The sequence below is a fragment of the Pseudochryseolinea flava genome, assembly GCF_003286915.1.
GTDB classification, from domain to species: Bacteria; Bacteroidota; Bacteroidia; order Cytophagales; family Cyclobacteriaceae; genus Ohtaekwangia; species Ohtaekwangia flava.
Window position 1 is genome coordinate 112,374 of sequence record NZ_QMFY01000001.1, and the last position, 24,091, is coordinate 136,464.

26 protein-coding genes are annotated in these 24,091 nt (G+C 42.7%); 9 read left to right on the forward strand and 17 right to left on the reverse strand.

Features of this window, described 5'->3' with window-relative positions:
* Positions 1 to 17 precede the first annotated feature (17 nt).
* The 4 genes from leuD to DQQ10_RS00545 all read left to right on the forward strand — a co-directional run bounded on the left by leuD (position 18) and on the right by DQQ10_RS00545 (position 4,044).
* Positions 18 to 602: a 3-isopropylmalate dehydratase small subunit gene (leuD, locus tag DQQ10_RS00530; RefSeq protein WP_112744847.1), complete on the forward strand. Its 585-nt coding sequence runs from the start codon at positions 18 to 20 to the stop codon at positions 600 to 602.
* 118 nt (positions 603 to 720) lie between these two features.
* The gene (gene leuB, locus DQQ10_RS00535) at positions 721 to 1,821 is read left to right on the forward strand and encodes a 3-isopropylmalate dehydrogenase (RefSeq protein ID WP_112744848.1); all 1,101 of its coding nucleotides are present in this window, start codon (positions 721 to 723) and stop codon (positions 1,819 to 1,821) included.
* 47 nt (positions 1,822 to 1,868) lie between these two features.
* Positions 1,869 to 3,035 carry a 2-isopropylmalate synthase gene (locus DQQ10_RS00540; RefSeq protein ID WP_112744849.1) on the forward strand — a complete coding sequence of 389 codons (1,167 nt, stop codon included), beginning with the start codon at positions 1,869 to 1,871 and terminating at the stop codon, positions 3,033 to 3,035.
* A 160-nt stretch (positions 3,036 to 3,195) separates the two neighbouring features.
* Positions 3,196 to 4,044: a sugar phosphate isomerase/epimerase family protein gene (locus tag DQQ10_RS00545; protein WP_112744850.1), complete on the forward strand. Its 849-nt coding sequence runs from the start codon at positions 3,196 to 3,198 to the stop codon at positions 4,042 to 4,044.
* On the opposite strand, the gene DQQ10_RS00550 is transcribed toward DQQ10_RS00545, so the two are convergent.
* Positions 4,041 to 4,463 carry an acyl-CoA thioesterase gene (locus DQQ10_RS00550; RefSeq protein ID WP_245970211.1) on the reverse strand — a complete coding sequence of 141 codons (423 nt, stop codon included), beginning with the start codon at positions 4,461 to 4,463 and terminating at the stop codon, positions 4,041 to 4,043. The two genes, DQQ10_RS00545 and DQQ10_RS00550, sit on opposite strands and share 4 nt — an antisense overlap.
* A 73-nt stretch (positions 4,464 to 4,536) precedes the next feature.
* Here DQQ10_RS00550 and DQQ10_RS00555 point away from each other — a divergent pair, with 73 nt between their 5' ends.
* Entirely contained in the window at positions 4,537 to 5,019 is a 483-nt protein-coding gene (locus DQQ10_RS00555; protein WP_112744852.1) for a hypothetical protein, read from the forward strand.
* Positions 5,016 to 6,647 carry a WG repeat-containing protein gene (locus DQQ10_RS00560; protein ID WP_112744853.1) on the forward strand — a complete coding sequence of 544 codons (1,632 nt, stop codon included), beginning with the start codon at positions 5,016 to 5,018 and terminating at the stop codon, positions 6,645 to 6,647. Before DQQ10_RS00555 ends, DQQ10_RS00560 begins: the two co-directional genes overlap by 4 nt.
* Here DQQ10_RS00560 and DQQ10_RS00565 read toward each other — a convergent pair whose 3' ends face one another.
* The 5 genes from DQQ10_RS00565 to DQQ10_RS00585 form a co-directional block, all read right to left on the reverse strand.
* The gene (locus DQQ10_RS00565; RefSeq protein ID WP_112744854.1) at positions 6,648 to 7,841 is read right to left on the reverse strand and encodes a DUF3570 domain-containing protein; all 1,194 of its coding nucleotides are present in this window, start codon (positions 7,839 to 7,841) and stop codon (positions 6,648 to 6,650) included.
* 12 nt (positions 7,842 to 7,853) lie between these two features.
* The gene (locus DQQ10_RS00570) at positions 7,854 to 8,072 is read right to left on the reverse strand and encodes a DUF4266 domain-containing protein (protein WP_245970213.1); all 219 of its coding nucleotides are present in this window, start codon (positions 8,070 to 8,072) and stop codon (positions 7,854 to 7,856) included.
* On the reverse strand, positions 8,069 to 9,007 hold the full coding sequence (locus tag DQQ10_RS00575) for an FAD:protein FMN transferase (RefSeq protein WP_112744856.1): 939 nt from the start codon (positions 9,005 to 9,007) through the stop codon (positions 8,069 to 8,071). The genes DQQ10_RS00570 and DQQ10_RS00575 overlap by 4 nt, the downstream gene beginning before the upstream one ends.
* Positions 9,004 to 9,438 (reverse strand): thioredoxin family protein, encoded by a 435-nt coding sequence (locus DQQ10_RS00580; RefSeq protein WP_112744857.1) that lies wholly within the window; start codon positions 9,436 to 9,438, stop codon positions 9,004 to 9,006. Before DQQ10_RS00580 ends, DQQ10_RS00575 begins: the two co-directional genes overlap by 4 nt.
* Before the next feature lie 77 nt (positions 9,439 to 9,515).
* Positions 9,516 to 10,397 carry a DNA-3-methyladenine glycosylase family protein gene (locus DQQ10_RS00585; RefSeq protein ID WP_112744858.1) on the reverse strand — a complete coding sequence of 294 codons (882 nt, stop codon included), beginning with the start codon at positions 10,395 to 10,397 and terminating at the stop codon, positions 9,516 to 9,518.
* Between the two features lie 146 nt (positions 10,398 to 10,543).
* Here DQQ10_RS00585 and DQQ10_RS00590 point away from each other — a divergent pair, with 146 nt between their 5' ends.
* The 3 genes from DQQ10_RS00590 to DQQ10_RS00600 are packed head-to-tail and all read left to right on the forward strand — an operon-like array spanning position 10,544 to position 12,453.
* Positions 10,544 to 11,236 (forward strand): 2OG-Fe(II) oxygenase, encoded by a 693-nt coding sequence (locus tag DQQ10_RS00590; protein ID WP_112745710.1) that lies wholly within the window; start codon positions 10,544 to 10,546, stop codon positions 11,234 to 11,236.
* Positions 11,237 to 11,289: 53 nt separating this feature from the next.
* Positions 11,290 to 11,550 (forward strand): Ada metal-binding domain-containing protein, encoded by a 261-nt coding sequence (locus DQQ10_RS00595; RefSeq protein WP_112744859.1) that lies wholly within the window; start codon positions 11,290 to 11,292, stop codon positions 11,548 to 11,550.
* A gap of 39 nt (positions 11,551 to 11,589) precedes the next feature.
* The gene (locus tag DQQ10_RS00600; protein WP_245970215.1) at positions 11,590 to 12,453 is read left to right on the forward strand and encodes a bifunctional helix-turn-helix domain-containing protein/methylated-DNA--[protein]-cysteine S-methyltransferase; all 864 of its coding nucleotides are present in this window, start codon (positions 11,590 to 11,592) and stop codon (positions 12,451 to 12,453) included.
* Positions 12,454 to 12,596: 143 nt separating this feature from the next.
* Here the strand turns inward: DQQ10_RS00600 and panB are convergent, their stop codons facing one another.
* The 11 genes from panB to DQQ10_RS00655 form a co-directional block, all read right to left on the reverse strand.
* On the reverse strand, positions 12,597 to 13,415 hold the full coding sequence (gene panB, locus DQQ10_RS00605) for a 3-methyl-2-oxobutanoate hydroxymethyltransferase (protein ID WP_112744860.1): 819 nt from the start codon (positions 13,413 to 13,415) through the stop codon (positions 12,597 to 12,599).
* A gap of 10 nt (positions 13,416 to 13,425) precedes the next feature.
* Positions 13,426 to 13,929 carry a phosphoribosyltransferase family protein gene (locus DQQ10_RS00610; protein ID WP_112744861.1) on the reverse strand — a complete coding sequence of 168 codons (504 nt, stop codon included), beginning with the start codon at positions 13,927 to 13,929 and terminating at the stop codon, positions 13,426 to 13,428.
* 19 nt (positions 13,930 to 13,948) lie between these two features.
* A complete protein-coding gene (locus DQQ10_RS00615) occupies positions 13,949 to 14,434 on the reverse strand; it encodes an Lrp/AsnC family transcriptional regulator (protein WP_112744862.1) in 486 nt (161 codons plus the stop codon).
* 92 nt (positions 14,435 to 14,526) lie between these two features.
* Positions 14,527 to 15,612 carry a hypothetical protein gene (locus tag DQQ10_RS00620; protein WP_112744863.1) on the reverse strand — a complete coding sequence of 362 codons (1,086 nt, stop codon included), beginning with the start codon at positions 15,610 to 15,612 and terminating at the stop codon, positions 14,527 to 14,529.
* Positions 15,609 to 16,517, reverse strand: coding sequence for a glycosyltransferase family 61 protein (locus DQQ10_RS00625; protein WP_112744864.1), 909 nt, complete (start codon positions 16,515 to 16,517; stop codon positions 15,609 to 15,611). Before DQQ10_RS00625 ends, DQQ10_RS00620 begins: the two co-directional genes overlap by 4 nt.
* Entirely contained in the window at positions 16,514 to 17,410 is an 897-nt protein-coding gene (locus DQQ10_RS00630; protein ID WP_133259498.1) for a glycosyltransferase family protein, read from the reverse strand. The genes DQQ10_RS00625 and DQQ10_RS00630 overlap by 4 nt, the downstream gene beginning before the upstream one ends.
* Before the next feature lie 278 nt (positions 17,411 to 17,688).
* Entirely contained in the window at positions 17,689 to 18,567 is an 879-nt protein-coding gene (locus DQQ10_RS00635) for an FkbM family methyltransferase (protein ID WP_112744866.1), read from the reverse strand.
* On the reverse strand, positions 18,564 to 19,712 hold the full coding sequence (locus tag DQQ10_RS00640) for a glycosyltransferase family protein (protein ID WP_165823757.1): 1,149 nt from the start codon (positions 19,710 to 19,712) through the stop codon (positions 18,564 to 18,566). The genes DQQ10_RS00635 and DQQ10_RS00640 overlap by 4 nt, the downstream gene beginning before the upstream one ends.
* Positions 19,713 to 19,819: 107 nt before the next feature.
* A complete protein-coding gene (locus DQQ10_RS00645) occupies positions 19,820 to 20,677 on the reverse strand; it encodes an FkbM family methyltransferase (protein WP_112744868.1) in 858 nt (285 codons plus the stop codon).
* A 9-nt stretch (positions 20,678 to 20,686) separates the two neighbouring features.
* On the reverse strand, positions 20,687 to 21,793 hold the full coding sequence (locus DQQ10_RS00650; protein ID WP_112744869.1) for a glycosyltransferase family protein: 1,107 nt from the start codon (positions 21,791 to 21,793) through the stop codon (positions 20,687 to 20,689).
* Positions 21,790 to 24,078 (reverse strand): N-acetyl sugar amidotransferase, encoded by a 2,289-nt coding sequence (locus tag DQQ10_RS00655; protein ID WP_112744870.1) that lies wholly within the window; start codon positions 24,076 to 24,078, stop codon positions 21,790 to 21,792. Before DQQ10_RS00655 ends, DQQ10_RS00650 begins: the two co-directional genes overlap by 4 nt.
* Between the last annotated feature and the right edge of the window lie 13 nt (positions 24,079 to 24,091).

A 24,091-nucleotide genomic window follows, 5' to 3' on the forward strand; every position in this document is an offset into this window, starting at 1 on the left:
CCTTATTTTAAAGTATCATGGCAAAAGAAAAATTCACAACGTTAAAAAGTCAGGCAGTACCGCTGCCGATTGAAAATATTGACACAGACCAAATTATTCCAGCGCGTTTCTTGAAGGCAACAACACGCGACGGATTCGGAGAGAATCTCTTCCGGGACTGGCGCTTTAACAACGACGATACACCAAAAGACTTTGTGTTAAATGACAAAAAGTATACTGGTAAGATTCTTGTAGCGGGCAAAAACTTCGGATGTGGTAGTAGCCGCGAGCACGCCGCATGGGCAATCCACGATTACGGATTCCGTGTGGTGATCTCTAGCTTCTTCGCCGATATTTTCAAGAACAACGCATTGAACAACGCTACCCTCCCAGTAACAGTATCCGAAGATTTCTTGAAGAAGACCTTTGCTGCGATCGAGAAGAATCCTGCTACAGTGATCACCGTCGATCTCGAAAATCAAAAGGTGTCACTCGAAGACGGAACTTCTGAATCATTCGACATCAATGCCTACAAGAAAACTTGTCTTGCAAATGGTTATGACGATATCGATTACTTGCTGAGTCTCCGCGAAGAGATCAAGCAGTTTGAAATAGCGCGATAAAAAGCTACAAGCCTCAAGCTACAAGCTATTGGCTTTAAACAGACCAAAACAAATTCCCATACTAAACCAAAAGCTAGAAGCCAGAGGCCATTAGCCAGCAGCTTTTAGAAGACTCAAGATGAAAAAGAAGATCGTTATTCTCCCAGGCGATGGAATCGGCAAAGAAGTTACTGCCTGCGGAAAAAAAATTCTCGAACAAGTAGCTGAATGTTTCGGACATCAGTTCTCATTCGACTATGCTACCATTGGTCACGAGGCTATCGAAGCTACTGGTAATCCATTGCCAGATGAGTCGCTTGCTAAAATGAAGAATTCGGATGCTGTGCTCTTTGGCGCAGTAGGTCATCCAAAATATGATAACGATCCCACGGCGAAAGTTCGTCCAGAGCAGGGGCTATTGAAAATGCGCAAGGAACTTGGTCTGTATGCAAACCTTCGTCCGATCAAGTTATTCGATGAGCTTCTTGGTGCATCGAGCATTAAGCCAGAAATCTTGAAAGGTGCTGATATTCTTTTCTTCCGTGAGCTTACAGGCGACGTTTACTTCGGCGAACGCGGTCGTAAAGACGCAGGAAGCACCGCATTCGATACGATGATTTACTCACGCTACGAAGTTGAGCGAATTGCTCACAAAGCATTTAAAGCCGCATTAACGCGTAGCAAGCGTGTAACTTCTGTTGACAAAGCTAACGTACTCGAGAGCTCACGTCTTTGGAGAGAAGTTGTTCAGGAAGTTGCTAAGCAGTATCCTGATGTAACGGTTGATCATATGTTCGTGGATGCTGCAGCGATGAAGCTTATTCAAAATCCAAAAGCATTTGATGTAGTGGTAACTGGAAATCTTTTTGGTGACATTCTCACAGATGAAGCATCTCAGATCGCAGGATCTATGGGTATGCTTGCGTCTGCGTCTATCGGTGACACGGTTGGGCTATACGAACCAATCCACGGTAGTGCACACGACATCACTGGAAAAGGAATTGCAAATCCACTTGCATCAATCTTGTCAGCAGCATTGCTTCTTGATATTTCATTCGGACTGAAAGAAGAATCAGAAACGGTGATCAAAGCCGTTGAGCAAACATTGAAAGACGGCTACCGCACACGCGACATCGCAGATGCATCGACGCCACATGAAAAAATCCTCGGCACTGAAGTAATGGGCAACGTAGTATGTAACAACGCCAGAATGCTCGCCAATTGCTCAGTGGCAGTCTAATCGAATTTGATTTTTTTAAACTAGAGACAAAATTTATAAAACAACTTATGAGCCAGAAAATAGAGATCTTCGACACCACGTTACGCGATGGTGAACAAGTACCAGGCTGTCAGCTTTCAACCGATGAAAAGATTATCGTTGCACGCGAGCTGGAAGCACTCGGTGTAGATGTTATTGAGGCTGGCTTTCCAATCTCCAGCCCTGGAGATTTCCTTTCTGTAATTGAAATTTCAAAAGCGGTTAAGGATCCAGTTGTTTGCGCTTTGACGCGCGCGAAAAAAGATGACATAGATGTTGCTGCAGAAGCCCTACGTTACGCAAAACGTGGACGCATTCACACCGGTATCGGATCATCTGATGTTCACATTAAACACAAGTTCAACAGCACACGTGAAAAAATTCTTGAACAAGGTGTGTGGGCCGTTGAATACGCAAAGTCAAAAGGTGTACAAGTAGAATTCTTCGCAGAAGACTCTGGACGCGCTGACCTCGCATTTCTCGCGCAGATGGTTGAAGCCGTGATTGCCGCGGGTGCAGATGTCGTGAACATTCCTGATACTACTGGCTACTGCCTTCCACACCTGTATGGAAAACGCATTGCTTATTTGTACGAGAACGTAAAGAATATTCACAAAGCGACGATCTCAGTTCACTGCCACAACGATCTAGGATTAGCAACGGCGAATACAATTTCCGGATTGATGAACGGCGCACGTCAAGCAGAAGTAACCATTAACGGCATTGGAGAACGCGCTGGCAATACTTCATTAGAAGAAGTAGCGATGATTGTTCAAGTACACAAAGACTTGAATCTTCACACCAACATCAAGTCGGAAAAACTTTATGGTATCAGCACATTGATCTCTGATCTGATGCGCATGCCGGTTCAGCCGAACAAAGCAATTGTCGGTGCGAATGCTTTTGCTCACTCTTCTGGAATCCATCAGGATGGTTTCTTGAAGAATGCTGAGAACTATGAAATCATCAATCCTTCTGATGTTGGCGTTCCGTCATCGTCAATTGTATTGACTGCAAGAAGCGGCCGCGCTGCTCTCAAACACAGACTCGAGTTGCTTGGGTACCAACCTAGCAAAACGGATCTAGACGTGCTTTATGACAACTTCCTCGTTGTTGCTGATGAGAAGAAAAATGTAAATGATGAAGACCTTGTTGCGCTTGTAGCCAACACACCGATACTCGTTGCTCAGAAATAATAACCAAACCAATTAAACCCGTCAATTTTCAAAAGTGCCCTCAATCGGGGGTACTTTTGATCTTGATGTCGCTCCGACGCTCCTACTTTCTCCTTATCGAGCGAATTGTTTCTTCAAAGCCTTTAATTATCTTCGGACCAGAGACTAAACGCTCCTGTCTATGCGGCTTTCTACCCCTCTCGTGATCTTGTCACTCGTTTTCGCTATTTCCATCCAAACGGTATGCGCGCAAGAAATTGGACTGCAACTCTATAGTCTACGCGAGCAATTCTCGAAAGACGTTACCGGCACCATGGCAAAAGTGAAAGCAATGGGTGTGACCGAAATCGAAATGGGCAGCACGTATGGACTATCTTTTCCAGAATTCATCAAGCTCATTGCTTTAAATAATCTAAAAGTCATCAGCTTTGGAACCAACTTCGAACGCTTAGAAAAATTTCCGCAGGCGGTTGCAGACGAAGCAAGATCTTATGGCGCCAAATATGTCGTTGTGTTTTGGATTCCCCACGATGGTGACATCTTCACTATCAACGACGTTCAACGGGCAACCGAAGTCTTCAACAAGGCAGGTAAGGTTATGGCACAAAACGGACTGCTCCTATGTTATCATCCACACGGTTATGAATTTCAAATTCACGAGAAAGGAACGTTGTTCGATGTGATGATGAAAAGCTTCGACAAGCGATATGTTTATTTTGAGATGGACGTGTTTTGGATCAAACAGGCTGGCCAAGATCCATTAGCGCTTCTTAAAAAATACAGTAGTCGATGGATTCTAATGCACTTGAAAGATCGCAAGAAAGGCACGCCAGACAGTATGAACGGACAGGTGGATCTCGACAGCAACGTAGTGTTGGGTACTGGTGATGTGGGCATAGAAGCGCTCTACAAGGAAGCGAGAAAGAATGGCATCCAACACTTTTTTATCGAAGACGAGTCGTCTGTTTCTGAAGAGCAAATCCCAAAAAGTATCGCTTATCTGAAAACGCTCAATTCAAAAAGTAATTAGAGCCCAAGCTTTTCTCGAAACGATTCGGGAATCACCGCTACTTTCTTGAGGTCATAATTAAAGCAGACAATGCCCGTCTTACCACGCGCCACTTCCTTTCCTGTGGTTTTATTTTCGACTTGATAGAGCATGTCGAATCCATACTTCGTCACATCATCGATAAAAATCTTCACCGTCAATACGTCGCCTAAAAATGATTCTGATTTGTATTGCAATGCAGCGTCTGCAATAATTTGTCCTACCGCTCCCTCGAAGCTAAGTTCATCTTTAAATCCAACACTGCGATAAAAGCCGATTCTTGCTTCTTGCATTAACGTGAGAATCGAATCGTGACCAACATGGTTACCGTAATTGAGATCGCTCGCGCGAACGATTATTTCGGTGATATAAATAAATTTCTCCGGAAGGCTAATATTCATGCGAGGCATGATTCAAAAATAAAAAGACAAGCCCGAAAGTCGGTAGTTTTATATATTTATAATATTACAGCTTATGGATTTTCCAAAATTTGCTTACGCTGTCGCCCTTGCCGTTTTCATTACACCAGCCATAGTAAGCTACGGCCAATGTGATTCGACTCTTCAATCACCATTAGCCCGCAAAATAACATTATGGCATTATCAGATCGGCAACGGAACAGATGCCGTTGATGCGCAACATGGGTTAGCCGACGCCAAGAATTTTAAAGTATTTGGAACCATGAATGGTGACGCGTGTTCGCCAGATAAAATTGCCTCGTTGATTGCGCTTCTCGATGCCGGAGTAAAAAAATTAACGCCTGAGGAAATTGATAAGTTAAAGAAAAATCAGTCGAGTGTTAGTTGGGGCATTCGCGGCGGCGTGGTTATTAAGTTTCGAACGCCTATTACTACCGCTCACCTTTTTACTATCCTGAATCAATGTCAGCACCATGAGGTATATGCCGATCTCATCGCCAATGAAATTTTAGTAACGACAAGAATACTTAAACAATGAAACAGATCAGTGCACTATTCTTAATCCTGGTATTGGTTGCTGAGTTTGATGCAGGGTTCTGTCAAGAAAAAACATCTGTCATTCAAAGCACCACAATGTACTTGCCTGGTGCAGATACCCATGGAAGTTTCGAACAGTATACAACAGCAACGCTGAAGGAGAGAAAACGTCGCTCTACAGAGGTTCTTTCAATCGCCTTCACCGTCAACTCATCTCCCGATCAAATCGACAAGCTACTGCAGAAGCATAAAACTTTACAGCTTTCAGAAAACAAAAAAGAAAAAGAAGCAAAAATACTCCGAACTAAAATCACGCTCCATCCAGCAGTACCATTGCAAAAATTCGTGGCCCTGGTTCATAAAATTGGTGAGCATACACAAACGTATGATATTGATTTCTCACGTAATGAGATATTCGTATACATTCTAGCGCAAGACGATCCTAAACGTGGGTGGCTATCGGGAAAATTTGAAGTTTTTGACGTTGAGTCTAAAAAGGGCGCACTTGACTTTAATGGTGATACGCTCATCCAACCTATCTATGACGAACTCGATTTCCGCGGCGATATTATTATCGCTACACGAGATCAAAAACAAGGAATACTCTCAACGACAAACAAAACGATAATTCCCTTGCGCTACGATGCCCTCGAAATTCTAAAAATGAAAGATGCCAGCGAAGTTGTAAAAGTTAGAGAAGGAGAACGATGGGGCATTGTTTCGATGCATGATGAGCCTTTACTACCGATCATCTACGATCAATTGGATTATCTTAATATCGACAACTTATTTCTCTTTTCTACAGAAGGCAAACAAGGGTGGCGGACGCTTCAAAAGGAGTTGACGACGCGGCGATATGATAGCGTAGATCCATTCTTCACGACGGGTTCAGTACTCTTTTTTACGAGCAATGATGGCTATTTAGATATTCGCGACAAGGATGACAAAGTAAGCCTCGTTCCGATGGGTACTATTATTGTCGAAAGATCAGGAGATCATTTTATTGTTAAGAAAGACAAAGCGGAAGGCGTGATGGATCTTAATCAGAAAATTGTACTGCCGACCATTTATGAAAACGTTTTTGCCACGCATAGCAATCGTTATTGGTTTGTGATGAAGAACAAAAAATATGGGCTAGCAGATTTAAAAACTAGTGACAATACGCCATTGATCTACGACGAAAAAGTAGAAAGCTTTGGATCCGAAGAACGCGGTATTTTCTGTTTCAAGTTACGAGTTAATAAAGCCAACGAGTTGAAATGTGGCGCGATCGATACAAACGGTAAGATTGTCGTTCCATTTAAGTACGATGCTATTGCGTCTCACGATGGTAATTTCATTGTAGTAAATGACAAACAAAAATACGGTGCATTCAATTTGGAACTCGGTGTTACTATAAACTTAGAATATGATTATTTGGAATCAGCATCTGACGTTGTCGCACAAGTGTATAAGCGCAATGGAAAATATGGATATCTGTATGAAGACGGACGTAAAATGACAGAGGCTTTATTTGATGAGCATCAGGCTTTTTCTACATCGGCCATGAACATCAGTGTTTTAAAAAACGGTAACGAAGTTTGTCTTACAGCCGAAGGTCAAATGTCGGATGGCGCCTGTGAAGAATAGTTATTTTCTTTGCTTGGCGTAGCTAAGAAAAAGCGACATCATGTGCGCGACGAGCCCATCCGATCGACCGTACACACTATAGCGAAACTCAATTTCTTCAAACGTTCTTCTCTTCTTCACAATAAAAGGCGCATAACGAAATCCCATTCCAACTTTCACACTTTCGAATTGTGAAAGGTCATAGTCCGAAGTATAAAAATCTTCGGCAGGAGCATGTGCTTTGTAAGGTTTAAAATAGTCGGAAGCAGACTGTGTATAAAACCTCACGGATGGAAGTAGTGTCCAAACACGTGACATTTTGTAAGGGGCATCAACGGATAGTGTATGCGCAGAAATACCAAAGTCATCCCAATAGAAACGATAGCTCGCTTTCAAAATAGTTTTGAATCCCAAAAACGTATTCAATTCAACACCGATCGGAATTTTTATTCTTGTATCCGGTAATACCTCTACCCTTAGGGCATTGTCCTCGAAATACACGCGATGAAAAGGTGTAGACAGAAGCCCTTGTTGAAAAACAAACCCCGGATAGAATCCAAGTGTCGTTCTTTTTGATATTGTCTGATGAAAATAGATCTCAGCATTTACCGAATACCGATTGTGTTCATCGAACCATTCTTTATACCGGAGCTCAGACGGGTAAAGTAATTTCTGAGCGCGTCCATTATCCAATCTACCCCACCGTAAATCATCTGCAAAACCTTGTATACTAGCCCCCAAAGATCGCGATTGATCGGCCGATACGTGAGCAACGTTTGCGCCGAGGCCAAACGATGTATAGTCCGATTCAATCGAAAACGCGCCATTAACACCCGCAGAAAAATTATTTTTTAGAACGCGGTCATACGACAAGTTTACATGTGACCTCACATCTTCGCGAGAGGCGGAGGAAAAAACGAAATTGATATTGTCCGTAGACGCCGAGGAAATTATATCTGCTCCACCATCAAGTGTAATGGTGTGTACCGAATCTTGTATCCACGCCATAGACAACGACGTTGCATAGACTTGGAGATCTTCCGTACCGATACCGCCAGTTACTGCGGAATGATCATTGTCTTGTGTGTAAAACGACATCAGCAACGATACATCTTTCGATCTTAACGACTGCTTTGTGTAGGGCGCTTCGGTCTGTTGAGCTTTCGCCGACAGAAATGCTGCTAAGAGTCCTACCACGATGTATCGTTTCTTCACAATCGAGGCGAATTAATTACAACCACAACCGCCACTAGTCTTTCCACTGCCGCCGCCCGAGGCACCTTCACGATAGGTGAACGCGTTTCGTTCCTGCTTTGTCGACGCGCGTTGACCTGGCTTCATCTCATGATCATTCAAATAAACGCGTTGATAAGGTTTCACCGTTTGACATGAAGAGGCGTAGATCAGTATCCCTAATGATAATATTGAAAACATTCGACGCGTCACATTCCCGTTGTGTTAAACTTCATATGTGACGTTGCTAATATTTTATTCTCCGCTGTAATCATCAGCGCATGAACTTGTGGAAGTTGCTCAATGAAATTCATACCTACATCAGGTCCCATAACAAACACAGCTGTCGCCAATGCATCAGACAACTCAGCGCTTGGACTCACAACAGTCACGCTCTTTACGTTGCTCACCGGTATTCCTGTCTTGGGATCTATTGTATGAGAATATCGCTTTCCATTCATTTCGAAATATTGTTCATAGTCACCCGAAGTTGCTAACGAAGCATTTTCTAAAGGAATAGACAACAACACTTTTGATTTATTATTAGGATCCGCGATTCCAACTTTCCAAGGAGAACCATCCGCGCGTTTTCCCCACACTGTTAAATCGCCGCTTGCGTTGATCACACCGCTTTCAACACCTTTTTGCTGCAACAGCGCTTTCACTTTGTCGGCCGCGTAACCTTTTCCGACACCGGCAAAAGTTAAACGCATGCCTTTATTCTTCAAGAATACATGCTGATCATTATGCATTTCAATCTTGTCGGTGCCAACAAGCGTTAACGTTCGATTGATATCAGATTGATCTGGAAACTTAAAATCACCGCCCTTAAAATTGTAAAGCTTCTTTAATGGTGCCGCGGTGATATCAAAAGCCCCTTGTGAAAGGGAGGAAATTTTCTTACAACGTTGAATGAGGGTAAACACTTCGTCGTCGACACGCACCGGCTTGAGACCGGCGTTGTCATTGATCATTGCTGTTTGAGACGTCTTCGAGAATTCTGTGAGCAACGCCTCGAGCCGTATTACCTCATCAATAGCATGCGTTAAATATATTTCAGACGAATCATCACCAACTACAACAAATTCAAAAGCCGATCCCATAAGGCGAGCTTGCTTTCGAAATTCTGTCTGCAATGTCGCGCTCATGGTGTTGAGGAAAGTAAGCGTTTGACGGAAGTAATAAAACTGTCGGCGTTCTGATGTTTGAAAGGAACGGTGGCTATCAAAGAGCGATCACCACGAACCAGCAACAACAAGGGAAAAATTCCTTTCGGATTATATTGCGTAGCGAGTTCTTCGTTTTGCGCTTGAAGTTCGGCAGATAATACTTTGCGCTGTGGGAAATCGGCTTTTAAAACGACCAACGATTGATCTGCAAAACTGGTAAACGAATCTTGCTGCATCACGTTCTTATCAAACTCAACACAAGGGGCGCACCAATCAGACCCAGAGAATACCAATAGTACTGGCTTACCAGTTTCTGCAGAAGTCTTAAAAGCTTCCTTAGCATTCGTAAAAGATTGGGCATTCGCTACTGCACAGACGAAGAGGAACACACACGACAAAATATACTTCATCACAAATCAATTACTCCGAATTTATAAAGGTAATGATTTCAATAAATATCTTACAATAGCTTAGAATACGTGACTGGTCAGAGGCTTTTCCACAGATACAGCGTTGCATACGCCTCCCAGCCTTTGTATTTTTTGAACGCACGTCTTACCTGATCTAAAGTCGGCTTAACTTTCATGTTCTTCAGATTCTTAATAGCATTATGTACGCCGGCATCTTCCAATGGAAATGCCTCAGGATAATGGAATGTTTTCATCAGCGCATAATTAGCCGTCCAATTACCAATACCCTTTATTTTCATGAGCGCTGCTTTCGCTTCTTCAAATGGTAATTGTTTGATTTGATCTTTCGATACTTGGCCACTCGCAAAAGCCTCCGCAAGAATTACCACGTATTTGCTTTTCTGTCGTGAAAATTGAAGTGGCAGAAGGTGACTATCATTCAACAAGGCAACAACTTCAGGCTTGGGGAACAAATAATAATCTTCATCGCGCATGACGAGCTTTTCTCCAAATTGTTCTACAAAACGTTGTTTCAATGTATAGGCAAAGGTGAGGTTGATTTGCTGGCCGAGAATAGCCCACGCAAGAGATTCAAAAAGATCCGGCTGACCCACGATTCTGTATCCGTAGAATTTTACAACCAAATCCTTCAACAACTTGTCATCGGAAGCCAATTGATAAAACGGTTTTAAATCCGTTTTCAGATCAAACCATTCACCCACGTAACGCACCACGGCCTGTTTGGTTTCCGGCGTCGCATCAACATTTAACACCTTCGCTTTCATTTTATCGCGCTGTCCGGAAAGTTCGAACAAAATCGTATCCTGCCCTTGGCGAATGAGTTTTCGCACTGTCACCTCGTTACAGCGGTGTAACAGTTCGCGAGGAGACCGCTTCAAAAAATCAAGACACAATTCGAAATCGAATTCTTGTGGCGTCGGAATATTAAAAGACTTCATGCTATCATTTTATCATGTTGTTCATGAGGAACGCGATAGCAATTTATAAGTTTTCAATGGTGTATAATGGTGAGGCATCCATAAAAATGATAAGCAAGAATCGGGTTGGCCTGGCTTTAGCTTGTTACGATTTTTGCTTGAAAAAAATGGATAACAATATTTCGTGGAAACATGTTTCACGTTCGCTTGATGAAAACGGTTATGCTTTGTTAAAAGGCGTTTTAAATGAAAGCACTTGCAAAGAATTCATCGCGATGTACAACAACGACACCTTATATCGCAGTGTAATTAAGATGGAGCGTTACCGATTTGGCAAGGGAGAATATAAATATTTTAACTATCCCTTACCTGATGCACTTTCCACGATGCGCGAAAAGTTTTATCATCAGTTGGCGCCGATCGCAAATGGTTGGATGAAAATGCTTTCTATCGATACAGAATTTCCGACTAAACATCACATGTTAATTGATTTGTGTAAGACAAATCAACAAATGCGTCCGACACCACTCATCCTTCGTTACGAAGCAGGAGGCTACAATACGCTACACCAAGATCTTTACGGTGAGGTGTATTTTCCGTTTCAAGTTGTATTCGCGCTTACACAAGCAGGAAAGGACTATACAGGAGGCGAGTTTGTATTGACCGAACAAGTTCCCCGGGCACAGTCGAAAGCACGTGTGATATCGCTAGACCAAGGAGACGCACTAATTTTTACAACGAACTTTCGTCCGGCCAAAAGTACACGCGGATATTACCGCGCTACCATGAAACATGGTATCAGTGAAGTAACCGGTGGTGTGCGCTATGCATTGGGACTAATTTTTCATGACGCAACTTAAAAGTATTCAGATGTTATACATCGCATACTGTAGATCACATCAATACCATTCTTTTGTTTCTTAATCATACAATATCAAAACGCGATATACTGCGCGCCATTAGGCGTGGCGATATTGTTTTTGCGGGCCATGCAAAGTTGAAAATTTTTGGACGTTTAAATTGTCGTTCTGGAAAGCGAATGAACAAAGTGCATCGCGTATTTTTTAGAAGTGAAGGTGAAGCAATTGCTGCGGATTTTCGTCCTTGCGGCCACTGCATGCGACAACAATATCTGCACTGGAAGAACGCAAGTTCCGGGTTGAAAATAGGATGATACAACGCGAAGTTTGAGTCACAAATTGATATTATCTTTATGGCAACAATCATGACTAACGCCGACGGACAATCGAACTACAGCCGCATTGAAAAGGCGATTCAATATTTAGAAGAAAACTTTAAGCAACAGCCCGACCTTGACGCTGTGGCTGAAAAGGTTCACCTGAGTCCTTTCCATTTTCAACGGATATTTAGTGAGTGGGCCGGTATAAGTCCAAAGCGGTTCCTACAATTTCTTACCGTAGATTTCTTAAAAACAAAATTAAGCGAGTCCAAAAATATCGTAGAACTTGCCGATGCTGCCGGGCTCTCTTCTCAATCACGCGTGTATGATCTTTTCACAACACTTGAAGCCGTAACACCACAAGAATATAAACAGCACGGTGCAGGTATTCGCATCAACTATGGGTTTCATGAAACGCCATTTGGTTTGTGTCTTCTAGGCGTCACCGAAAGAGGAATCTGCTGGCTTTCATTTTTACAAGCCGATGGAGATCCTAGGAATGAACTTGACAGTATGAAACATCATTGGAACAATTCAGTGTTCTATCAAGATCAACCATTGACCGCATCGTTTATCGATCAGATTTTTTCAAATCAACGTACCGCCACGAAAAAGCTTCATGCATTTGTAAAAGGTACTAACTTCCAAGTAAAAGTGTGGGAAGCGTTGCTCAGAATACCCATGGGTAACGTTGTGACATACCAAGACATCGCTGCACAAGTGAACAGTCCGAAAGCCGTACAAGCTGTTGGATCAGCGGTGGGCGCTAATCACATTGCGTTTTTAATTCCGTGTCATCGGGTTATCAGAAAGGATGGTATCCTTGGCGAGTACCGTTGGAGTGCAACGCGGAAGAAAGGAATTATCGGCTGGGAAATGGCAAAGTTTAAAGCTTAAAGCAGAAAGCGGAAAGCAGAAAGTCGACGATGGCGCCGTTAGCGACACGCAAGCTTGAAGACAGTACCATCAAGTTACACGAAGAAATGCAGCGAGTTTCGCGAAGGAATGTTTTAGATGTATTGCATCAACAACACATCACTTTAATACTTTTCATCTTGATTGGGAAAGTCTTTTGCTTTCACATCTGAAACGTACTGCTTTACGGCGCCATTGATAATATTGTTTAAATCGGCATAGCGACGAAGGAAGCGTGGTTTGAATTCTTGTGTAATGCCGAGCATATCTTGCATCACAAGCACCTGACCATCCACGTCGGGACCGGCACCGATGCCTATGGTCGGGATACGAATTGATTTGGATACTTCAGCTGCAAGTTTCGCCGGAATTTTCTCCAGCACCACGCCAAAGCATCCGCACTCTTCTAACATCTTGGCGTCTTCAACTAACTTCTTGGCTTCGGCTTCTTCTTTTGCGCGTACTGTATACGTTCCGAATTTGTAGATCGACTGTGGTGTAAGTCCAAGATGCCCCATCACAGGAATGCCAGCGCTGAGAATGCGAATCACAGATTCTTTTACTTCACTACCGCCTTCGAGTTTTACGGCATGAGCGCCTGACTCTTTCATGATGCGAATAGAGGATCGCAATGCTTCACCAGAACTACCTTGGTAAGTTCCAAAGGGAAGATCAACGACAACCAGCGCTCTCTCTACTGCACGCACAACAGAAGCTGCGTGATAGATCATTTGATCGAGTGTGATCGGCAAAGTAGTTTCATGTCCTGCCATCACATTCGAAGCAGAATCTCCCACGAGTATAACATCAATACCACCGCTGTCGATAATACGCGCCATGCTGTAATCGTAGGCTGTAAGCATCGCTATCTTCTCACCGCGATTCTTCATTTCTTGAAGCTGATGCGTGGTGATCTTCTTGATCTCTTGTTTGTGAACAGACATTGGAAAACTTTTAGTGCAAGTATACGGCTGTGTCCTTTCCGAGAACTACTTCGATGTGATCTTTAATTGTAGTCGACAATTCGTATCCGGTATATTGGGCATGGACTGGAAAAATAGTTAATCCACGGTCTACCAATACTGCCACTTCAATTTTTTTTACTTCCGTATCGAGAAACGGTTTTATGCCATAGGTAAAAGTGCGTCCGGTATTCAATACATCATCGACGAGGACGATACATTTTTTCCGAAGTTCTTTCAGATCACAGTCGACCGTGATTTCACTTTGTGCTGGCGCCGACTTATCGAGATGCAGCAGGACCAGTTTTACTTCCAAAGGTGAAATGTTTGCTACTTCTTTTGCCAGAAGTTTGGCCAATACATATCCTTGTCCGTCGATGCCTGCAAGCACAATTGTTTTTTCTTTCACATTGCGCTCATAAATCTCGAACGCCATGCGGCGAATCTTCTGCTTTACTTGCACGGCATCAAGGATGAGACTTTTCTCTGTTGTCATAAAACCGTAAACGGAAATATTAAGCTTGTTGGTTCGGCAAAGCTAACGATTTGCTGTCCTTGAACGTCGAAAGAATGACCATCGATTGTAGGCTATCGACGACTTCGATGTTGGATACTTTTTCAAGCATTAATTGCTGATACGCAGCGATATCAGCGCATACGATCTTCAAAATGAAGTCGCCTGCACCGGTGATATGATGACACTCTACAACCTCATCAATGCTTTTAATGGCAGAAATGAATTTGCTGATGTTGTCTTTGTTGTGACCTTTGAGAGATACCATCACGAAAGTGCTTACACCTAGTCCGACAGCTGCAGGGTCAATAACCGCGTGATAGCTTTTGATCACGCCCGTAGTTTCCAATTTATTGACACGTTCAAGCGTCGGCGCAGGAGATAATCCGATTTCTTTAGCCAATTGTGCATTGGTAATGTTGGAATTCTTTTGCAGGATTTCCAGAATTTTCTTATCTGTTGCGTCTAGTTTTATATTGCCTTTCATGGTTAATGAGGGGTTTATTCCAAATAAAATTTGGTCAAAAATAATGGAAATCACAACACTTTGCCTAACAGATGTTCAATAATTCTTAGAATTTATTGGGGCATTGAAGGCGAGGCTCGCAAGAAATCGAGGCTTCTATATTCGCCGACAATCACCAGCGTATCACAATGGCCCTTTGCAGCCATCACATTGGCAATAGATTGCTGGGGCGCCAGGTATTTATTGTAGTATGCAATGACGTTCTTACGCATTTCGGCCACAGCCGATGGCGGCATCGTAAGCGCTTCTTGAAGCTTGGCGACCAGGGTATGTTCATTTGAAAAGGCTAGACAATTTTCGCCGTCTACCAATGCAGGATGGTATTGCAGCGGGTTTTGAATAATCGGGATGCTGCCGAATGCCATGGCTTCAACAACGTTGTGACAGAGCGGCATCACCACGCCAGCGAAAGAGAGGAAAAATTCAGCCTTACTCAATGCCTTGTAAAGTCTATGCGGTGGGACGTTCACAATATCGCGATCAACAATAACAATGTCGCTGCGTTGTTCTTCAAGGACGTCAAGTGTGGTGGGTGTAATAACCATTCCCGTAAAGTTTTTCTTCACTAATGCGAGCTGCTCCAATCTACTATACATATTGAAATAGTCTTTTAACTCCGACCGGTTATATCCATCGCGCACAAATCTACCGGCAAAAAACACTTTTAGATTTCTAACATCATTTTGCTGATACTCTTTTGCGTATTGAAAGATCGGGTCGACATAAAACGAATCAACCATCGGCATCGATAAGTACCAAGCGCGTTCATGGTTGGTGAAATAGTCATGCGTAAGAAAAAAATCGAAGGCATGTTGCTTCCCACTGATATTGGTAACAGTTAGTACAGCGCTATCTGGTTTAGAGAAAGAAAAATATGCATTGACGTTTGCGCGAACTATCATCGATGTTGCCCAGCTCCCCAACAAACCATAGCGCATGCGAAACACAACGTTGTATCCGCTAATCTGAAAAAACAAACACCATGAATAGAGATAGCGATCGTAAGGATTACGCTCTAAGTCTAAATATACTATTCGTTTTTGATCGCTATCCCTTTGATAAAACCTCCCCATTCTCACCACATCTTTGATATTGATAAGAAACCATTTTAACCTTGAAACTCGATTGCGTAGGCTCATAGGTTTATCTTTTTCGATTTCTCGATTACCAAATTCTCGAGCTCGGGTATATCAACAAAAATATCGCCAGTCGCCAGCGTATTATCATTTCCCGACGAGTCACAAAACATAGCTCGATACTGGACATTCATAATCTCGCACAAGTCTTGGTACAAAACATCTTTTTGCATACCGGGGGCCGGATGATGCTGCAATTCTATCACATGTGAATTTTCGGATAGAAATAAAACGTTACTTAACCCAGCACCATGAATAGAAATCAACAGCTGAGCTTCGCACATCAATTGAACTTGTTCCCAAAACGTACGGTCTTCAAAGCATACTATTTCAAATCCGTATTGGTGCAACATGTGCTCTACCGCCACTTCGTTTTCGACCCGTCTGCGTGCAGCCTTCTTTCGCGAAATATATATCCTTTTTGACGGCACCAATTGTAGATTCAAGTACCCCATATAAAGCTCACGTAGCGCCTTCATTAGTGATGGTTCATAGCGTCCACTAAACGGATTCTCCGGAATCAGTAAGTCATCGACCAATAAATTTTTACTCTCTGGTATCCAAAAAATCTCGCCTTGATATAATGGTGCAAGGCTTGCGCCAAGTTTCTCTTGAAATGAAATTGGCAGCACCAGTATCCGATCTTCAAGCATCGTATGTACAGACAAAAGTCGTGGTAGTGCCTCTGTGATCCAATGGTAGTAGCCCGGACACCAATGATTATGAATCACAAAATATTTGCCTTTCAACTTAAGTTTCTTTCGAAAAAAGAATTGAAACAATGTGTATTTCCAAAAGTGTCTACGCTTCCCGGGATAGCGATGAATGGATTCGTCGATCAAACGAAATGCCTTCATGGCAATACCGCTCCGGGTCAGAAAAACATTATGAGCAACAATGGTTTTCATCCTATAAATTCATGAATGATACGATGATATGCTTTTTCCAATAACATGACATTGCGATATTGTCTAGCCAAAGCAAACTGCTTTTCACGCACATTGCTGTCGCTAAGTTGCATGGCAATTTGATGAAGGCCCGCAGCACCATCTTTATCCTCAAAACTAAAAATAGAGCCGCATCCCGAAGCATGTATAATGTCAGCATCGTCGCCAACGCCTTTGGTTAGCATAACAGGCAAGCCACATGACCAATATTCGCCTACCTTAATCGGGCTTAGAAACCGTTTTGACGGTGAAGGTTTATAGGTTGCAAATGCAAAATCAGACATCGACAAATATCGAGGCACATCGCGATAAGGAACATTTTTTACGATGTATTCATCTTCATCGAAGCCTGCACGCGTCATTTTCAAGGTAATTTCTTCGCTTGGGTGAGGCGTTAACACGATCATTTTAAACTTCGGAAAAATTTTCCGTGCTAGGGCGAATATTTCAAAGGCCTCACGATCGTAGTATAATCCATCAAACTTGCCAACGTAAATTCCGACAGTCGCGTCTTGTGAAATATTTAAAGCATTTCTTCCTTCTTGTGTGTGCTTCCTGACGAACAAGTTATGATCAACAACACAAGGAACGACCATTATCTTGCTTTTCGACACCCCCTGTTCTTCAAGAAAACTTGCATAATGGCTAGAAACTGGCAAAAGAAACGTAGCGGTTTTATTTTGTAATGCTTGAAAGGCTCTTTCAAGCCAGTATCTCGGATCCCATTTTTTCCACACCTTCGACTCTAGCATATAAAGCGCGTGTGGTTCATACGACTCCACGATGTACTTAATCCCCGTAGCCCGATGAACGAGATATCCAATCGCTCCGGCCAATGATGTCCGACAGATCATCAGCCCCACATTTTTTTCTCGAACAAGTTGCTGAATCGATTTACTGAATGTTACGAAATCGCTGACCTTATTTACGATTACGTTACTATAATTTTTGGATACGAGTGGCACATGTAAAATCTTCTCCCATTGAAATAGCGAAAAGGATGACTGTCGTTCAATTGTGCACAGCACAACTGATTCGACGCTTTCAAACGAAGCCAACAACTTTACATGCGGCACGACAGTGGATTGTGTCAGACCCTCGTCAATTCCCCAATATGATAAAAAAAGAAGCGTCAATGGATTTCGTTCATGTTTAGTAGTTCGGGCGTAACTAAGAAATTACGACCTTGACGGAAGGCAAGTGATTGCACTTTATTCAGTCCACCAGATTCGTGTATCGCATAAAACTGATAACCGGGAACAATTTCGTGAAGCAATTTTCCAACCGCTTCACCAGAATGCTCCGAAATCTCAATCACGATGGCAGGTTTAAACTTAGCGATGGTTGACCGCGCACCTTCAATCGCCGACAACTCATGCCCCTCGACGTCAATCTTTAAAAGGTCAAGCGCTTGAATGTTTGATTTTTCTACATAGCTATCAATTGTAATGGTTGGTACCGCTGTTGGTAGTAATGCTTTGTGATGGCGATGGCCAAGAACAAAATCCTTATCGAATGAGCCTATTGTATTGTCGTAGTCATCCATGTCATAGAAGGTGAATGTTCCTTCTTTATTAGACACGGCAGCCTGCACCACTGTAATATCATAACGATTGATTTCATTGTTCTTCGAAATTAAGTCGCCGTTTCTGCGAAGAGGCTCGAAACAAAACACCTTGCTATCAGGACGTATGCACTTACTGATCAACCCGAACAAACCAAAATTAGCGCCGACATCAAAAATATTCTTAGCCTTCGCGCTAAGTTTCACCCACAACTTCAGCGTTTCTGGCTCGTAGCCGTCGATACCTTTCCAAAATAACAAGGTAGGAACAGTGAGATTGTTATTGAAAATTCTAACGTGCCGCTCGCCGAAATGCATTTTAAATACGCCCTTGAACTTCAGGTAGCCCGCAATCGAAGCCCGCGGCTTATACAATAATCTTACGAAGTGATAGAACTGCGTCTTAAACGGGACAGCGAAGTATATTTTTTTGACTATCCGATTCATCCGATTTTAGCTAAGTGTGTAAAAAGGTCGACTAAACGTGAGGCATTAAACTTCGCCGAATACTCACTACCAACTTCTGACTTGGTAAAAAATGCCGCATCGTTCTGTAGGTATCGTTGATAAACGTGATACAAGAACGTTGCTAACTCTTTCACTTCTGTGAATGAAAAGCAATCTCCGAGTTTACCATGAACAACATCGTGCGTTGTACTGTGACGATTTGTTATGGCGATAATTCTACGCTGCGCAACCATATAGTCGAGCAACTTCGACGGAAAAAAAACGGCATGATTTGGATCGGGAATATCAGAATCAATATTCACCAAGATGTCAGCCTCGCGTTGCATCGAAACCACATCGCGATAGGCGATTACACCGCGGTGATTGATCCAGGAAATATGTCGATAGCGATCGAATATCTCTGTATTCGCGCGGGTCATCTCGCCTGTGAATAAAAATTCAATAGCGTTTCCAATTTCTGGCTGATGCGCTTTCCACAGGCTAGCAATAGCTTCAAGATATGGCAACGGCGATCGCGCATCGCCAAATCCGCCGTTGTACACGATCTTAAGCTTTTTACCACGAGCATATGGATTCGACTGAATCAACTCGTCATCAAATACATTCGGATAGTACACAAACTTCTCACGAAATTGTGGATAGATCTTCGCATAAAGGTCTATCGTTTTCTGTGATGTTAACGAAATCCGATCGGCGAGAGAAAAACATAACAACTCTTGTGCTTTATTCCACACCCTAGCACTCTCTGTAAATTTTGTTGCAGGAGAAAGAAAAGACGATGAAGACTGCGCCCAGGGATCACTCAGATGAAGCACCCAAGGGATATCCCACTTCTTTTTTAGCTGAAGCGCCAGAAGCGTCGAACTCACCGGATATGATCGCGAATATAGAATGTCGGGCTTATCCTTAATCGATGCAATTGCGCGCTGACTTTGCCACCAAAATGAAAATTTGCTATCGGGTCGCTGCAACCATGCGGGATTTACTTTTCGGATCAGATAGTTAATGTAACGATTCTCGACAATGTTTAAAGTAGTTGCTACATCTATACCTTCACCATAGTGAGAGAGTGAAGCATCAGGCTCCATGAACAGTGTCGGGTCCTTCGACGTAATGACCGACAAAGCAATTCGATTGTCCCGTTTCAAAAAACTACAATACTTAGCTACCTGTAGCGACTCGGGATCCCGCTTCGGTGGAAATGCGATGCTAGTTAAAAGTACCTTTACAATCATTTCACCGACGTTACACGTGAGAAGATACTTTCAATTGTTTTGATATTTTCATCAGATACAAACAAATAATTTGAATCATCAAGTACATCATGTACCCCAATGTCGTCGATCGGTTTAAGCGAGCCTGTGGTTTCAATACGAAAAATTTTATAGCCCGCTCCTTTCATTGCCATCACCAACCGCTGCTGTCGTTCAATACGAAAAGTATTTTGATTGGAATACGCTGGCAAGATCTCACAAATCACGTACGGATGGTCTTTTTCAATGATTGGCATGAAAGCCTCAACAACATCAACTTCGGCTCCCTCAACGTCAATTTTAATCACGCCCACTTTTCCAAGTCCAATATTTTGAATCGTCTTTGTTGATATGGTGGGTACAATCAACTGCTCCTTTCCAGCGGTATCTCTGAAATGCTGTATGATAGTTGCTTCGCCATCGTCCATTTGATTTTTGCTTCTGTAAAGGACAGACACGCCGTCCGATGCGCCAACTGCCGCCGGAATGATTTTTACATCCCGTATGTTATTACACTCTACGAGCCGTTTGAGAATAACAACACACGATGGATTAGGTTCGAAACCGAGATAGGCCAGACCACTATCAACACTCTTTGCCGCGAGCATGGTTTGACCAATATTCATCCCAACGTCGACAAACACTTTTCCTTTTACTTCAGGAATTAATTTTCTGAGAATAGAAAGCATCCAAGGCTCAAAGTCACCTAAGAGACCAAGGCCTGTTCGTCCATGCAGGGGAATACTATAACGTACTCCGTTGTACACCTTCCCCGACGTCAGGTTAAGGAATGAAAGAAGATTTAACTTATTTAAGATGCGTAACAACAGCAACATAATTGAAGTTTAGGTACGATTAATGGTTAGCGACCTATCGCTTAAGTTACGAAGAAGTAATTCAATCTCGCGTATTCGATCTTCATAGGTATTCGACTTCGCAAAATTTATTCGACTGCTGACTAGTGCTTCGCTATTGAGCTCCGTTAAGTGCGACAAAACATATTGAAATACATTTATAACAGAACGATTTTCATCGGACATCTCAAGTAAATGGCGCTTATCGGCATAGTCAGACAGATAGCTGCTTACAATCGCCTTACCCGCAAAAAGATATTCAAGTACTTTGTGCGCGTTGGTAAGTTGATCTGGAAACCGTTTCCAATCGTAGAGTAACAGAAGAATATCCGCTTGTCTGAGGTAATTCATAAGCAGATGATTTGGAATTACACCGCACTTAACAACATTTACACGTTCAATGATATGCTTACCACCCGAGCCAAAAAAAATAAAATCCACGTTTGGATAATCTTTTATTAGGGCGTTCAAACTTTCGTAGTCGAGGTACATGCTATCTAAATTACCCGCATATACCGCTTTCAATCGATTCGCGCCTGGCAACGTTACAGCTACTGTGGTGTGATTCGTATGGATGCCGTGAGATACGAGATACGCATTGTTGTTGAATTTATTTAAACGGCTCACGATTACGGGAGAAACTCCAAAACAAATATCAGCAGTGCGGGCAGCGCTTGCCAGTTGAAAATCTTGCGAATAGTCAACAATATGATTGATGGCCAGCACATGTTCTGGTAAAAATGTATAGTCAAAGAACACAGAATTATCGAAAGACCACACAACGTCGAATTTTGTCCCGGCAAGGTTTTCTAGTTGTTTATATTTTTTCCGAAAACACAGTCGTTGAAACCAAGACGGAAAAAAACGCAGTCCTTTTATGAAACGAGTATAGTTTATTTCCCATACATTCGAGTATGACGTTTGGTTAATCGACCACTGATCTCCCGGAGGATTAAGAAAAAAAACAGTATTACCGAGAGTAGCCAAAGCGATACTGTAATTATGTTTTGATACGAACAAGTGACTCCAAGATTCTGGAGAGATCAACAAGATCTTCTTTCCTGTCAAATAACGCTTATCTCGGATCGACAACTTCATGAAACGCCTCTCAATCGTTTTAACAATAGCCACATTGGCCGAACAAATTTTATTACCGGGAAGCGATCGTAAAAGCTCGGTTCTACACCATAAAATGAATGTGGCTTCACGGGGAGATTCATAATTTCTGTAAATTCCTTTTCCGATAGGTTAAGTTTCTTTAACACGAAATCATAATCGCTTTTGAAAAGCGCTTCAGGATAGGGGGCGGCCTTCAGTTCCTCGAGTGCCTCATCGCGTGTTAGCTGACGAGAACAAATTAGATTTGATAAATGAGCGCGACGTTTGTCTATTCCAAATTTTTTCGGAAGAATGTATCCCTGATAAAATCTTGTAAAGATCGATTCATAGTGTTTTCCACCATAATCGCGCCAGCCAAGTTCTTCTGTAATCAGTTTTTTTACGGCCTTCTTCTCGTAGGGTAGTGAGTCGAGTAGCGCCACACTTTGAATTCCTGCCCAAACCACACGCAACTTACGCGCGGATGTAAACAACGGGTATGTCTTCATTGGGACCTTCCCAAATTGTCTGTGGATATTTCGTATGTTAACATGATCCTTCTTACTATGAATCCATGTCGACGGCAGAATTGCCTCCGTCACAATGTTCGTTCCGCTCAACACGTAATCAATACTATGTTCCAGCGCTAAGTCATACAATTTGGTAATAATAGCATGGTCCGTCACCATCTCAATATCGACAACTGAGGCCTTCAGTACGGCCAGTTGAATATCACGAAACTCTTCCCAATCCACTACAAAAGTTTGCAAAGGAATATTAAGTTTCGTCACGATCCGTTCGATATTTCCAACGGCTAATTCTGAGTTCCAGCCATTATCAAAATGCACGGCCAGCGGCCTTAAGCCGAGCTTTTTAGCGATGTATGCAAGGTAGGTACTATCGACACCACCGCTGAGTCCGAGTATGCAATCATAGGGCTTGTCTTTGCCTTTTTCCTTGATCGTGTCAACAAGTTCAGTGAGATATTTTTCTGCCACCGCATCGCGACGAACATATTTAAACTCCACGATGCGATACGCTTGACAATGGTTACAGATGCCCGTGATATCAAAGATAATAGCGGGGTCATCATTTGTGTTGAGAACACAATTTACGCATTGTTGATACACACGTTCGCCATCATTTAACACGCGCTGATAGAAGCCAAGTATATTTCGCTCGAATGTTTCCTTTGAAAAAGCTGTCACAATTCGATCACGGTTTCTCTTGCTGTATCCAACTGTAGAGGCTTTATGAATTGCTTCAACGTACGCTGCTATATTTTTCTCAGGCGATAGAAATACCTCCTCATTACCGCCAATAAGCTCGCGAATACCGGAATGGTAAGTAGCGACTATAGGAAGTTCCATCGACATCGCTTCCATAATGGCGTTTGGAATTCCTTCCTGATCGTTGTGATCGGACGTGATGCTGTTATGAACAAATACATCGGTCTGTTCAAGTAATGCCAGAATCTCTCCCGGAGAAACCTTGCCGGGAAAATTTATCCTATCAGCAATAGGTCCTTTTTTTGCTCGGTCTATAAATACTTGTGCTTGCGCATCGATCCCTCCCGCAAAGTTCACTTCGAAATTCACTTCGGGATATTGCTCGGCAAATTTTTCGAATGCCTCAAGCGTATAGCGATGCCCCTTTTTCTCTCGAAAGTTGGAAATCTGTGTGAACACGATTTTCTCACGAGTTGCCTTATACGTCTTTCGCGTATAAAATTCTGTATTCGTGTTCGAATACACGACAGCACGTACCGGGTTCAGGGCAATAGATTTTTCCTGTAAGTTGTACATCAATGCATGACATACGAACACAGGATATACATTGGGCTTCGACAAATAATAATTGAGTTTGTCTCTGTATTTACTTAAGATCAGCAGCAGACTCGCATCGAAACCACGAAAAGTAATTACATACTTACGATCATCTCTGTAAAAGTTATCGAGCATGATCAAGGCATCGTAGCCGTACTGACAATGAATAATATCGGGATTAACATCAAGGACTACACGTTCAATTTCAGATGCTGTACGGGCGTCATATAGGTTCAAATACAGATCACTTAACTCCAGCTTTGTTTTAAGACGTTGCCACCTTCCCTGTTTCTGCTCGGAAAGCTTAATCACTTTAACATTCGAAATCTCGAGAGCCTTCGGCCGATCTATATCGAAGCAAGCATAGTAGCAGGTATGCGTGTCCGATACTTCGGTAACCTGACTGCCTATGAACGACGTGCTTTCAAAAACCCTCGAGAAATAAAGAATCTTCTTCATAAAGATTGTAAGA

What these genes read in the sequence shown, in the direction of transcription:
- DQQ10_RS00600 (WP_245970215.1), top strand. Translation starts at nt 11,590, where the DNA reads ATGGCAACAATCATGACTAACGCCGACGGACAATCGAACTACAGCCGC.
- DQQ10_RS00585 (WP_112744858.1), bottom strand. Translation starts at nt 10,397, where the DNA reads ATGAAGTCTTTTAATATTCCGACGCCACAAGAATTCGATTTCGAATTG.
- DQQ10_RS00615 (WP_112744862.1), bottom strand. Translation starts at nt 14,434, where the DNA reads ATGAAAGGCAATATAAAACTAGACGCAACAGATAAGAAAATTCTGGAA.
- DQQ10_RS00635 (WP_112744866.1), bottom strand. Translation starts at nt 18,567, where the DNA reads ATGAATCGGATAGTCAAAAAAATATACTTCGCTGTCCCGTTTAAGACG.
- DQQ10_RS00620 (WP_112744863.1), bottom strand. Translation starts at nt 15,612, where the DNA reads ATGAGCCTACGCAATCGAGTTTCAAGGTTAAAATGGTTTCTTATCAAT.
- panB (WP_112744860.1), bottom strand. Translation starts at nt 13,415, where the DNA reads ATGTCTGTTCACAAACAAGAGATCAAGAAGATCACCACGCATCAGCTT.
- DQQ10_RS00630 (WP_133259498.1), bottom strand. Translation starts at nt 17,410, where the DNA reads ATGATCTGTCGGACATCATTGGCCGGAGCGATTGGATATCTCGTTCAT.
- DQQ10_RS00610 (WP_112744861.1), bottom strand. Translation starts at nt 13,929, where the DNA reads ATGACAACAGAGAAAAGTCTCATCCTTGATGCCGTGCAAGTAAAGCAG.
- DQQ10_RS00590 (WP_112745710.1), top strand. Translation starts at nt 10,544, where the DNA reads ATGGATAACAATATTTCGTGGAAACATGTTTCACGTTCGCTTGATGAA.
- leuD (WP_112744847.1), top strand. Translation starts at nt 18, where the DNA reads ATGGCAAAAGAAAAATTCACAACGTTAAAAAGTCAGGCAGTACCGCTG.
- DQQ10_RS00575 (WP_112744856.1), bottom strand. Translation starts at nt 9,007, where the DNA reads ATGAGCGCGACATTGCAGACAGAATTTCGAAAGCAAGCTCGCCTTATG.
- DQQ10_RS00540 (WP_112744849.1), top strand. Translation starts at nt 1,869, where the DNA reads ATGAGCCAGAAAATAGAGATCTTCGACACCACGTTACGCGATGGTGAA.
- DQQ10_RS00580 (WP_112744857.1), bottom strand. Translation starts at nt 9,438, where the DNA reads ATGAAGTATATTTTGTCGTGTGTGTTCCTCTTCGTCTGTGCAGTAGCG.
- DQQ10_RS00645 (WP_112744868.1), bottom strand. Translation starts at nt 20,677, where the DNA reads ATGTTGCTGTTGTTACGCATCTTAAATAAGTTAAATCTTCTTTCATTC.
- DQQ10_RS00650 (WP_112744869.1), bottom strand. Translation starts at nt 21,793, where the DNA reads ATGAAGTTGTCGATCCGAGATAAGCGTTATTTGACAGGAAAGAAGATC.
- DQQ10_RS00655 (WP_112744870.1), bottom strand. Translation starts at nt 24,078, where the DNA reads ATGAAGAAGATTCTTTATTTCTCGAGGGTTTTTGAAAGCACGTCGTTC.
- DQQ10_RS00560 (WP_112744853.1), top strand. Translation starts at nt 5,016, where the DNA reads ATGAAACAGATCAGTGCACTATTCTTAATCCTGGTATTGGTTGCTGAG.
- DQQ10_RS00625 (WP_112744864.1), bottom strand. Translation starts at nt 16,517, where the DNA reads ATGAAAACCATTGTTGCTCATAATGTTTTTCTGACCCGGAGCGGTATT.
- leuB (WP_112744848.1), top strand. Translation starts at nt 721, where the DNA reads ATGAAAAAGAAGATCGTTATTCTCCCAGGCGATGGAATCGGCAAAGAA.
- DQQ10_RS00555 (WP_112744852.1), top strand. Translation starts at nt 4,537, where the DNA reads ATGGATTTTCCAAAATTTGCTTACGCTGTCGCCCTTGCCGTTTTCATT.
- DQQ10_RS00550 (WP_245970211.1), bottom strand. Translation starts at nt 4,463, where the DNA reads ATGAATATTAGCCTTCCGGAGAAATTTATTTATATCACCGAAATAATC.
- DQQ10_RS00545 (WP_112744850.1), top strand. Translation starts at nt 3,196, where the DNA reads ATGCGGCTTTCTACCCCTCTCGTGATCTTGTCACTCGTTTTCGCTATT.